Origin of the sequence: Pseudomonas sp. URMO17WK12:I11, assembly GCF_007677725.1 — a bacterium.
Classification (GTDB): Bacteria; Pseudomonadota; Gammaproteobacteria; order Pseudomonadales; family Pseudomonadaceae; genus Aquipseudomonas.
The window spans coordinates 1-13,996 of record NZ_VEDF01000009.1 but is presented as its reverse complement, the minus strand read 5'-3'; the positions used below and the strand labels follow the sequence as shown (position 1 = coordinate 13,996).

Sequence of the window (13,996 nt, the reverse complement as noted above, 5' to 3'; positions counted from 1 at the left end):
ATGGTGTAATGCAGCCAGAGCGCTATAACTAAAGACTAACCTCAGATACAGCGGGCGCAAGTGCAAAACTTCGCAAAAAAAATCCAAGCGGGGTGCGCTTTACTGCTCAAGCCCAGGTATTCCGGGCCTCTGCGCCGTGACAGAACAAGCCTGCAACTCGCGTCACCATGCAACTAATACGAAAGTAAGTATTGGTTTTTTCCATTTAAACGGTATGACTTAGTTTGGCAGTTTTCTGCACCAGCTTACTGCGAGTCAATATAGCGGCGCTTTTAATGGTTCGCGATCTGGATCAACGTAAGTTTGACGCCTGCCGAGTGAACGCCCCTGAAATATTAGGCACGCGCACCCTCGACATGTACCGGTAGAGTTATCTGGAGAGCCCCATGAGCACGGTTGTTGCCATCGTCAAAAGCATTGTTGGCCAGGTTATCGCGGTATCCCCAGAAGGCATTCGCCGTGTACTTATCGAGGGTGATCGCTTGTATGCAGGCGAGCAGGTACTCACCGGCGTGGGCGGCGCCGTTACCTTGCAGTTGGCCGATGGCCGTTACCTGGACCTTGGCCGTGACAGCCAGTGGAGCGCAGGCCTGCCCGACCGAGGCACCGATATGGCCCTGGCCACGGCGCAAGCCGCACCGTCGGTCGAGCAGCTGCAGCAGGCGATCCAGGCGGGTGCCGACCCGACCACTGCGCTGGAGGCCACGGCCGCTGGCCCGACCAGCGCCAACGGCGGCGGCGCGCTGGGCGGTGGGCATAGCTTCGTCATGCTCGAGGAAACGGCGGGCCGCGTCGACCCGACCGTCGGCTACCCAACCGGGCCGCTGAATTTCAGCGAAGGCCTGCGCCTGGAACAATTCGCCGGTCTTGCCCCCACTGCAACCGAGGCGGTGAGTACAGGCACGGCCGTGACGTTGAGCGCCACACCCTCGATCAGCGAAGGCGGCGGCCTCATCACCTATGTGGCCAGCGTCGGCCAGGCGCCGCTCAGCGCGTTGACCGTGACGTTGTCCAATGGCGCGGTAATCACCATCGCTCCAGGCCAGACCAGTGGTTCGGTGAAGGTTGCCGTGCCGGCAAACGACACGGTTTACATCGACGACCGTGTACTGTCGGTCACCATCACCGAAGCCCGCGGCGGCGGCATCGGCGTGAGCATCGACGCTATCCCGGCCACTACCCGCGTGGTCGATACGCTCGACACCACCACCGCCACGCTTAGCGCCAGCCCCGCCGTAGCCGAGGGTGGAGCGATCGTCTACACCGTAACCCTCAGCCATGCGGCACAGACAGCCGTGGTCGTCGGCCTGTCCAACGGGCAGGTCGTCACCATCGCTGCGGGTCAAAGCAGCGCCAGTGTGGCCTTGCAGGTGGCGAACGATGCGTACCAAAGCGCCACTACGGTCAGTGCCAGCATCACATCGGTAACCGGCGGCAACTTCGAGCTGCTGGTAGCCGACCCGGCGCCGGCCCTGACCGTGATCAACGACACGCTCGACAGCAGCACAGTGACCCTGACGGCGACACCGTCGGTGAGCGAAGGCGGCAGCATCGTCTATACCGCCAGCCTCTCGGCGCCCGCTACCGGCTCACCGGTGCTGATCACCCTCGCGAATGGACAGGTCATCACCGTGCCCGTGGGCCAGAGCGTTGGCACGGTCAGCGTGCCGGTGGCCAACGACGCCTATCAGGGGCCAGGGCAGATCAGCACCAGCATCAGCGCGGTCAGCGGGGGCAGCTTCGAGAACCTGACCGCCGACCCGACCCCGGTCAGCACCCAGATCAGCGAAGTCCTAGACACCACGATCGTCTCGCTGAGCGCCACCCCGCGCGTGGCCGAGGGCGGCCAGATTGTCTATACCGCGACGCTCAGCAACCCGGCGCAGACGGCTGTGAACGTGACCCTGAGCAATGGCCAGGTCATCACCATCGCAGCCAACCAGACCTCTGGCAGCGTCAGCGTGCCGGCTCCGGACAATGACCCCTACAGCGGCGAAGGGTTGGTCAGCGCGCGCATCACCACTGCCAGCGGAGGCAGCTTCGAGAACCTGGCGATCAGCAGCGCGCCTGCACTGACCACCATCACCGATACCCTCGACACCACCACGGTCACGCTCAGCGCCACGCCTGCAGTCGTCGAGGGCGGCAGCATCGTCTACACCGCCAGCGTCAATGCACCGGTGACGGGTAGCCCGGTCGTCGTGGCCCTGGCAAACGGCCAGCAGATCACGATTGCGGTTGGGCAAAGCGTCGCTACGGTGACCGACGCGGTCAGCGACGATGTCTATCAGGGCCATGCCCCTGTGACCAATAGCATCCTCGGCGTAAGCGGTGGCAACTTCGAAAGCCTGGTGGCCAACACCGCGCCGGTCAGCACTGTTGTCACCGACGTTCAGAGCGTCACCACGGTCAGCTTGACGGCCACGCCCAGCGTTGTCGAAGGCGGTACGGTGGTTTATACGGCAAGCGTCAGCGCTGCGGTGACTGGCAGCCCTGTCGTGGTGACCTTGGCCAATGGTCAGGTCATCACCATTGCCGTGGGGCAAAGCGCCGGCACCGCTACCGCAGCGGTCAGTAACGACGCTTACCAGGGACACGCTGCGGTCATCAACAGTATCAGTGCCGTCAGCGGCGGCAGTTACGAGAGCCTGGTCGCCGTGACCACGCCCGTGAGTACCACCGTTACTGATGTGCTCGATACCGCTACCGTCAGCCTGAGCGCCACCCCTTCGGTGGCGGAAGGCGGCACCATCGTCTACACCGCCAGCGTCAATGCTCCCGTGACTGGCGCACCGGTCGTGGTGACCTTGGCTAATGGTCAGACAATCACCATCCCTGTCGGGCAAAGCTCCGGCACGGCAACGGATGCCGTGAGCAACGATGCCTATCAAGGGCATGAGGCGGTCAGCAACAGCATTACCAGCGTATCGGGCGGCAACTACGAGAACCTGGTCGCCGACAAAGGCGTGGTAAGCACCGCAGTCACTGACGTGCAAGACACCACCACGGTTTCCCTGTCGGCTACGCAAACCGTCGCTGAGGGCGGGCAGATCGTCTACACCGCCACGCTGACCAGCGCTGCTCAGTCACCCGTTACCGTAACGCTGAGCAATGGCCAGAGCATCACCATCGGCGCGAACCAGACGACAGGCAGCATCACCGTCGCTGCGCCTGGCGATGATCCGTACATTGGTGCCGGTCAGGTCAGCGCGCGTATCACCAACGCAACCGGCGGAAATTTCGAAAACCTGGCGATCAACAGCACCGCTGCGGTGACCAACGTCACCGATACCATCGACACTTCGACTGTGACATTGACCGCCACGCCATCCGTGGCTGAAGGCGGTACCATCGTTTACACCGCCAGCGTCGGCGCTCCGGTGACTGGCAGTCCAGTCGTCGTGAGCTTGGCCAATGGTCAAACCATCACCATTCCGGTCGGACAGAGCTCAGGCACTGCAACCGCTGCCGTCAGCAATGACGTCTATCAGGGCCATGATGCTGTCACTAACAGCATCACCAGCGTCAGTGGCGGTAACTTCGAGAACCTCGTCGCCAATTCCGATACCGTCAGCACTACCGTCACTGATGTTCAGGACACCACTACGGTAACCCTGAGCGCCACGCCGTCCGTGGCCGAGGGCGGCACCATCGTCTACACCGCCAGCATCGGAGCGCCGGTGACTGGCGCTTCGGTTGTAGTGACCTTGGCCGACGGCCAAACCATCACCATTCCGGTTGGCCAAAGCTCCGGCACGGCAACCGGCGCCGTCAGCAATGATGTCTATCAGGGCCATGAAGCGGTCACCAACAGCATCACCAGCGTCAGTGGCGGTAATTTCGAAAGCCTGGTCGCCGACACCAACATCGTCAGCACAGTTGTGACCGACGTAACGGACACCACCATCGTGACCCTGACCGCCACGCCATCCGTGGCTGAAGGCGGCACCATCGTCTACACCGCCAGCGTCGGCGCGCCGGTGACTGGGAGTCCGGTAGTGGTGAGCTTGGCTAATGGCCAAACCATAACAATTCCGGTTGGACAGAGTTCAGGTACGGCGACTGGAGCCGTTTCCAACGACGTGTACCAAGGACATGATGCCGTTACAAACAGCATTACTGCCGTTGGCGGCGGCAGCTTCGAGAGCCTCGTTGCCAATACGGATCCTGTCAGCACTGCTGTGAATGATGTGACTGACACGACCACTGTGACACTGACTGCTACGCCATCCGTAGCCGAGGGCGGCAATATCGTCTACACCGCCAGCATCGGCGCACCGGTGACTGGCAGTCCGGTTCTGGTGACATTGGCCAATGGTCAATCAATCACCATCCCCGTCGGACAAAGCTCTGGCACCGCAACGGGTGCTGTCAGCAACGATGTCTACCAAGGCCATGATACGGTCACCAACAGCATCACCAGCGTCAGTGGCGGTAACTTTGAGAATCTTGTCGCCAACACGGACCCCGTCGGCACTGCCGTTACCGATGTAACGGACACGACAACGATCACCCTGACCGCTACGCCGGCTGTTGCCGAGGGCGGTGCCATCACCTACACCGCCAGCGTCAGCGCTCCGGTCACTGGCAGTCCGGTCGTGGTGAGCTTGGCTAATGGCCAAACCATCACGATCCCGGTTGGCCAAAGTGCAGGCACCGCAACTGGCGCCGTGAGCAACGATGTCTATCAAGGACATGAAGCGGTCATCAACAGCATTACCAGTGTCAGCGGCGGTAACTTCGAGAATCTTGTCGCCAACACGGATCCCGTCAGCACCGCAGTCACTGACGTCCAAGACCCCACTACGGTTTCGCTATCGGCCACGCAAACGGTCGCAGAGGGAGGCCAGATCGTCTACACCGCCACCCTGACCAACGTCGCTCAGTCGCCGGTCATCGTAACCCTGAGCAATGGCCAGACCATCACCATCGGCGCCAATCAGACGACTGGCAGCATAAGCGTCGCTGCGCCTGGCGATGACCCGTATACAGACGCTAGTCAGATCAGCGCCCGTATTACCACTGCCACTGGCGGCAACTTTGAAACCCTGGAGATCAACGACACGCCAGCGGTAACGAGCGTCACTGACACCATCGACACTTCGACCGTGACGCTTACGGCCACGCCATCAGTCGCTGAAGGCGGCACCATTGTGTATACCGCCAGCGTCAGCGCTCCGGTCACTGGCGCCCCAGTTGTAGTGACGTTGGCCAACGGACAGATCATCACGATCCCGGTTGGCCAAAGCTCCGGCACTGCAACCGGCGCCGTCAGCAACGATGTCTATCAGGGCCATGATGCTGTCACCAACAGCATCACCAGCGTCAGTGGCGGTAACTTCGAAAGCCTGGTCGCCAACACCGACATCGTCAGCACAGCCGTGACCGATGTAACGGACACCACAACGGTGACCCTGACCGCTACACCATCTGTGGCTGAAGGCGGCACCATCGTCTACACCGCCAGCGTCGGGGCGCCGGTGACAGGAAGTTCAGTGACTGTCACCTTGTCTGGTGGCCAGACCATCACGATTCCAGTTGGCCAGAGTTCAGGCACCGCAACCGTCGCCGTCAGCAACGATGTCTACCAAGGACATGATGCAGTCACAAATAGCATCACTGCTGTCAGCGGCGGTAACTACGAAAACCTCGTTGCCAACACGGATCCTGCCAGCACTGCTGTAACTGATGTAACTGACACGACCACGGTTACCCTGACCGCCACACCATCCGTGGCCGAGGGCGGGACCATCGTTTATACCGCAAGCGTCGGCGCGCCGGTGAATGGCGCTCCAGTTGTAGTGACGCTGGCCGGCGGCCAAACCATCACGATTCCAGTTGGCCAAAGCTCCGGCACGGCAACGGGTGCCGTCAGTAACGATGTCTATCAAGGCCACGCGGCAGTCACCAACAGCATCACTAGCGTCAGCGGCGGCAATTACGAGAATCTCGTTGCCGACACGGATCCCGTCAGTACTGCCGTTACAGACGTAACGGATACCACGACAGTAACCCTCACCGCCACGCCGTCTGTGTTGGAAGGCGGCACCATCGTCTACACCGCCAGCGTCGGCGCTCCAGTGACTGGCGCTCCGGTTGTAGTCGCATTGGCTAACGGCCAAACCATCACGATTCCAGTTGGCCAAAGCTCCGGCACCGCAACAGGTGCCGTCAGCAACGATGTCTATCAGGGGCATGAGGCGGTCACCAACAGCATCACTAGCGTCAGTGGCGGTGACTACGAAAATCTCGTCGCTAACACCGACACTGTAAGTACTGTCGTAACCGATGTTCAGGACACCACGACGGTGATACTGACCGCCACACCATCTGTGGCTGAGGGCGGCACCATTGTCTACACCGCAACTGTCGGTGCGCTGGTAACCGGTAGTCCGGTCGTGGTGACCTTGGCCAATGGCCAGATCATCACGATCCCGATTGGCCAGAGTACAGGCACCGCAACTGGCGCCGTGAGCAACGATGTTTATCAAGGCCATGAGGCGGTCACCAACAGCATCACCAGTGTCAGTGGCGGTAACTTCGAAAGCCTGGTCGCCAACACCGACATCGTCAGCACAGCCGTGACCGATGTAACGGACACCACAACGGTGACCCTCACTGCTACACCATCCGTGGCTGAAGGCGACACCATCGTCTACACCGCCAGCGTCGGCGCGCCGGTGACAGGCGCCCCGGTTGTAGTGACGCTGGCCAATGGTCAAACCATCACCATTGCGGTTGGCCAAAGCTCCGGCACTGCAACGGCTGCTGTCAGCAACGATGTCTATCAGGGCCATGAGGCGGTCACCAACAGCATCACGAGTGTCAGTGGCGGTAGTTTTGAGAGCCTGGTCGCCAACACCGATACCGTCAGCACTGTCGTCACCGACGTGCAGGACACAACCACAGTCTCACTGTCGGCTACGCAAACGGTCGCTGAGGGTGGCCAGATCGTATATACCGCTACCCTGACCAACGTCGCTCAGTCGCCGGTCAGCGTAACCCTGAGCAATGGCCAGACCATTACCATCGGCGCGAACCAGACTACCGGCAGCGTCACCATAGCTGCGCCTGGGGATGATCCGTACATCGATGCCGGTCAGATCAGTGCGCGTATCACCAATGCCACTGGCGGCAACTTTGAAAACCTGTCGGTCAACGGCACAGCAGCGGTAACCAGCGTCACCGATACCGTCGACACCTCGACCGTGACGTTGACTGCTACGCCATCGGTTGCCGAAGGCGGCACCATCGTTTACACCGCCAGCGTCGGCGCGCCGGTGACTGGAAGCCCGGTTGTAGTGACCTTGGCCAATGGCCAAGTCATCACGATTCCGGTTGGCCAGACTTCCGGCACGGTAACGGATGCTGTCAGCAACGACGTCTATCAAGGCCATGCGGCAGTTAGCAATAGCATCAACAACGTGTCTGGCGGCAACTACGAGAACCTGGTCGCCGATAAGGGCGTGGTGAGCACCACTGTCACTGACGTACAGGACACCACCACGGTTTCGCTGGCGGCTACGCAAAGCGTCGCAGAGGGCGGGCAGATCGTCTACACCGCCACCCTGTCCAACGCCGCTCAGTCGCCGGTCACCGTTACCCTGAGCAATGGCCAGATCATTACCATCGGCGCCAACCAGACTGCAGGCAGCATAAGCGTTGCAGCGCCTGGCGATGATCCGTACATCGACGCAGGCCAGGTCAGTGCCAGTATTACCAACGCTACTGGCGGCAACTTCGAACACCTGGCAATCGACAGCACGGCAGCGGTAACCAGCGTCACCGATACCATCGACACATCGACCGTAACGCTGACCGCTACACCCTCGGTCGCCGAGGGAGGCACCATCGTATACACCGCCAGCATTAGCGCGCCGGTGACCGGGAGCCCAGTACTCGTTGCCCTTGCTGGGGGCCAAATCATCACTATTGCTGTTGGTCAGAGTGCTGGCACAGCAACCGCCGCCGTCAGCAACGACGTCTATCAGGGCCATGATGCGGTCACCAACAGCATCACCAGTGTCAGTGGCGGTAACTTCGAAAGCCTGGTCGCCAACATCGACATCGTCAGCACAGCCGTGACCGATGTAACGGACACTACAACGGTCACGCTCACAGCTACGCCATCCGTGGCTGAAGGCGGCACCATCGTCTACACCGCTAGCGTCGGGGCGCCGGTGACAGGAAGTTCGGTGACTGTCACCTTGTCTGGTGGCCAAACCATCACGATTCCAGTTGGCCAGAGTTCAGGCACCGCAACAGGTGTCGTGAGCAACGATGTATATCAAGGTCATGAGGTTGTCACGAACAGCATCACCAACGTCAGCGGTGGAAACTACGAAAACCTTGTGGCCAATACCGATCCTGTCAGTACTGCTGTAACCGATGTAACTGACACGACCACGGTGACCCTTACTGCTGCGCCAGCCGTGGCTGAGGGTGGCATCATCGTTTACACCGCCAGCGTCAGCGCTCCGGTGACTGGTAGTCCGGTTCTGGTGACCTTGGCCAATGGCCAATCAATCACCATCCCGGTCGGACAGAGCTCGGGCACCGCTACCGGCGCGGTCAGCAACGATGTCTATCAAGGCCACTCGGCAGTTACCAACAGCATCACTAATGTGTCAGGCGGCAACTACGAGAACCTGGTCGCCGATAAAGGCGTGGTAAGCACCTCAGTCACTGACGTGCAAGACACCACTACGATTTCCCTCTCGGCTACGCAAACCGTCCTTGAGGGTGGCCAAATTGTCTACACCGCCACGCTGTCCAATGCCGCTCAGTCACCCGTTACCGTCACCCTGAGCAATGGCCAGAGCATCACCATCGGCGCCAATCAAACGACTGGCAGCGTCAGCATCGCTGCGCCTGGCGATGACCCTTACATCGACGCAGGTCAGGTCAGCGCGCGTATCACCAATGCAACCGGTGGCAACTTCGAAAACCTGGCGATTAACAGCACCGCTGCGGTGACCAACGTCACCGATACCATCGACACATCGACTGTGACGCTGACCGCGACACCGTCCGTGGCTGAAGGCGGGACCATCGTCTACACCGCCAGCATCGGAGCGCCGGTGACTGGCGCTCCGGTTGTAGTGACCTTGGCCAACGGCCAGACCATCACGATCCCGGTTGGCCAAAGCTCCGGCACCGCAACGGGTGCCGTCAGCAATGATGTCTATCAGGGCCATGATGCGGTCACCAACAGCATCACCAGCGTCAGTGGCGGTAACTTTGAGAATCTTGTCGCCATCACGGATCCCGTCAGCACTGCCGTTACCGATGTAATTGACACCACAACGGTCACCCTGACCGCTACGCCATCCATCTCCGAAGGCGGCACCATCGTCTACACCGCCAGCGTCAACGCTCCGGTCACTGGCAGTCCGGTTGTTGTGACCTTGGCCAACGGCCAAACCATCACCATTCCAGTCGGCCAAAGCTCCGGCACTGCAACCGGCGCCGTCAGCAATGATGTCTATCAGGGTCATGAGGCGGTCACTAACAGCATCACCAGCGTCAGTGGCGGCAGCTTCGAGAGCCTCGTCGCCAATTCCGATACCGTCAGCACTACCGTCACAGATGTTCCGGACACCACTAGGGTAACCCTGACCGCTACGCCATCCGTCGCCGAAGGCGACACCATCGTCTACACCGCCAGCGTCGGCGCGCCGGTGACTGGAAGCCCGGTTGTAGTGACCTTGGCCAACGGCCAAACCATCACCATTCCGGTTGGCCAAAGCTCCGGCACGGCAACGGGCGCCGTCAGCAACGATGTCTATCAGGGCCATGAGGCGGTCACCAACAGCATCACCAGCGTTAGCGGCGGAAACTTCGAAGACCTGGTCGCCAATACTGACCTCGTCAGCACTGCCGTGACCGATGTAACGGACACCACCATCGTGACCCTGATCGCCACACCATCCGTGGCTGAAGGCGGGGCCATCGTTTATACCGCCAGCGTCGGCGTGCCCGTGACTGGCAGTCCGGTCCTGGTGTCCTTGGCCAATGGGCAAATCATCACCATTCCGGTTGGCCAAAGCTCAGGTACTGCAATCGGCGCCGTGAGCAACGATGTCTATCAAGGCCATGATGCTGTCACCAACAGCATCACCAGCGTCAGTGGCGGTAGCTTCGAAAGTTTGGTCGCCAACACTGACCTCGTCAGCACAGCCGTGACCGATGTAACGGACACCACCACCGTGACCCTGACCGCCACGCCATCCGTCGCCGAGGGCGGCACCATCGTCTACACCGCCAGCGTCAGCGCGCCGGTGACTGGTAGTCCGGTTCTGGTGACCTTGGCCAATGGCCAATCAATCACCATCCCGGTCGGACAGAGCTCGGGCACCGCTACCGGCGCGGTCAGCAACGATGTTTATCAAGGCCACTCGGCAGTTACCAACAGCATCACTAATGTGTCAGGCGGCAACTACGAGAACCTGGTCGCCGATAAGGGCGTGGTGAGCACCGCAGTCACTGACGTGCAGGACACCACCACGGTTTCGCTCGCGGCTACGCAAAGCGTCGCTGAGGGTGGGCAGATCGTCTATACCGCCACCCTGAGCAACGTCGCTCAATCTCCCGTCACTGTGACGCTGAGTAATGGCCAGACGATTACCATCGATGCGAACCAGACCACAGGCAGCATTACTGTCGTCGCGCCTGGCGATGATCCGTACATCGACGCCGGTCAGGTCAGTGCCCGTATTACCAACGCTACTGGCGGCAACTTCGAAAACCTGGCGATCAACGGAACAGCAGCGGTAACCAGCGTCACCGATACCATCGACACCTCGACCGTGACGTTGACCGCTACGCCATCTGTTGCCGAGGGCGGCACCATCATTTACACCGCCAGCGTCGGCGCAGCGGTGACGGGTAGTCCAGTCGTGGTGACCTTGGCCAATGGCCAAATCATCACCATTCCGGTTGGTCAAAGCTCCGGCACGGCAACGGGTGCCGTCAGCAACGATGTCTATCAAGGCCACGCGGCAGTTACCAACAGCATCACTAGCGTCAGCGGCGGCAATTACGAGAATCTCGTTGCCGACACGGATCCCGTCAGCACTGCCGTTACAGACGTAACGGATACAACGACAGTAACCCTCACCGCCACGCCGTCTGTGTTGGAAGGCGGCACCATCGTTTACACCGCCAGCGTCGGCGCGCCGGTGACTGGCGCTCCGGTTGTAGTGGCCTTGGCTAACGGGCAAATCATCACGATTCCGGTTGGCCAAAGCTCCGGCACGGCAACGGGTGCCGTCAGTAACGATGTCTACCAAGGACATGAATCGGTCACCAACAGCATCACCAGCGTCAGCGGCGGTGACTACGAAAATCTCGTCGCTAACACCGACACTGTCAGTACTGTCGTAACCGATGTTCAGGACACCACGACGGTGATACTGACCGCCACACCAACCGTGGCTGAAGGCGGCACCATCGGATATACCGCCAGCGTCGGGGCGCCAGTGACTGGAAGTCCGGTTGTAGTGACCTTGGCCAATGGCCAAACCATCACCATCCCGGTTGGCCAGAGCTCCGGGACTGCAATCAGTGCCGTCGGCAACGATGTGTATCAGGGTCATGATGCGGTCACAAATAGCATCACTGCTATCAGCGGCGGTAACTTCGAGAACCTCGTTGCCAACACGGACCCTGTCAGCACTGCTGTGACTGACGTAATTGACACCACCACTGTAACGCTAACCGCTACGCCATCGGTGGCTGAGGGCGGCACCATCGTTTACACCGCCAGCGTCGGCGTGCCGGTGACTGGCAGTCCGGTAGTGGTGACTTTGGCCAATGGCCAAACCATCACGATTCCAGTTGGCCAAAGCTCCGGCACCGCAACAGATGCCGTCAGTAACGATGTCTATCAGGGGCATGATGCGGTCACTAACAGCATCACCAGCGTTAGTGGCGGTCACTTTGAGAATTTGGTCGCCAATACTGACCCGGTCAGCACCTCGGTCACTGACGTAACTGACACCACTACTGTGACGCTAACCGCCACGCCATCGGTAGCTGAGGGCGGGACCATCGTCTATACAGCCAGCGTCGGCGCGCCGGTGACTGGCGCTCCGGTTGTAGTGGCCTTGGCTAATGGGCAAATCATCACCATTCCGGTTGGCCAGAGCTCCGGCACTGCAACCGGCGCCGTGAGCAACGACGTCTATCAGGGCCACGCGGCAGTTACCAACAGCATCACCAACGTCAGTGGCGGTGACTTCGAAAACCTCGTGGCTAACACCGACCTCGTCAGCACCGTCGTTAGCGATGTAACGGACACGACAACGGTGACCCTGACCGCCACACCATCTGTGGCTGAGGGCGGCACCATCGTTTACACCGCCAGCGTCGGGGCGCCAGTGACTGGAAGTCCGGTTGTAGTGACCTTGGCCAATGGTCAACTCATCACCATTCAGGCTGGCCAAAGCTCCGGCACTGCAACGGCTGCTGTCAGCAACGATGTCTATCAGGGGCATGAGGCGGTCACTAACAGCATCACCAGCGTTAGTGGCGGAAACTTCGAAAACCTCGTGGCCAACACCGACCTCGTCAGCACCGTCGTTAGCGATGTAACGGACACGACAACGGTTTCCCTGTCGGCCACGCAAACCGTCGCTGAGGGTGGCCAGATCGTCTATACCGCTACTCTGACCAACGCCGCTCAGTCGCCGGTCACTGTGACTCTGAGCAATGGCCAGGCCATTACCATCAATGCCAACCAAACCACTGGCAGCATCACCGTCGCTGCGCCTGGCGATGATCCATACATCGATGCAGGTCAGGTCAGTGCCCGTATTACCAACGCAACCGGCGGCAATTTCGAAAACCTCGCGATCAACAGCACTGCTGCAGTGACCAGCGTCACCGATACCATCGACACATCGACTGTGACGCTGACCGCGACACCGTTCGTGGCTGAAGGCGGGACCATCGTCTACACCGCCAGCATCGGAGCGCCGGTGACTGGCGCTCCGGTTGTAGTGGCCTTGGCCAACGGCCAAACCATCACGATCCCGGTTGGCCAGAGCTCCGGCACTGCAACCGGCGCCGTCAGCAACGACGTCTATCAGGGACATGAATCGGTCACCAACAGCATCACCACCGTCAGTGGCGGTAACTTTGAGAGTCTTGTCGCCAATACGGATCCCGTCAGCACTGCCGTTACCGATGTAACAGACACGACAACGGTCACCCTGACCGCTACGCCAGCTGTTGCCGAGGGCGGCACCATCGTCTACACCGCCAGCGTCAGCGCGCCAGTGACTGGCAGTCCGGTCGTGGTGACCTTGGCCAGTGGCCAACTCATCACGATTCCGGTTGGCCAAAGCTCCAGCACTGCAACGGCTGCCGTCAGCAACGATGTCTACCAAGGGCATGAATCGGTCACCAACAGCATCACCAGCGTCAGTGGCGGCAACTTTGAGAATCTTGTCGCCAACACGGATCCGGTCAGTACTGCGGTGACTGATGTAACTGACACGACCACGGTCACCCTCACAGCTACGCCATCCGTGGCCGAGGGCGGCACCATCGTTTACACCGCCAGCGTCGGGGCGCCGGTGACTGGAAGTCCGGTTGTAGTGACCTTGGCCAATGGTCAATCTATCACCATCCCCGTCGGACAAAGCTCTGGCACCGCAACCGGCGCCGTCAGCAACGATGTCTACCAAGGACATGATGCAGTCACAAATAGCATCACTGCTGTCAGCGGCGGTAACTATGAAAACCTCGTTGCCAACACGGATCCTGCCAGCACTGCTGTAACTGATGTAACTGACACGACCACGGTTACCCTCACAGCTACGCCATCCGTGGCCGAGGGCGGCACCATCGTTTACACCGCCAGCGTGGGGGCGCCGGCGACTGGAAGTCCGGTTGTAGTGACCCTGGCCAATGGTCAAATCATCACCATCCCGATTGGCCAGAGCTCCGGCACGGCAACGGGTGCCGTCAGCAACGATGTCTATCAAGGCCA

1 protein-coding gene is annotated in these 13,996 nt (G+C 60.3%); it reads left to right on the top strand.

The window, feature by feature from the left end; translation table 11 throughout:
- Positions 1 to 386: 386 nt before the first annotated feature.
- The coding region (locus FS665_RS17170; protein WP_145190891.1) for a retention module-containing protein at positions 387 to 13,996 on the top strand (13,610 nt) is incomplete at its 3' end.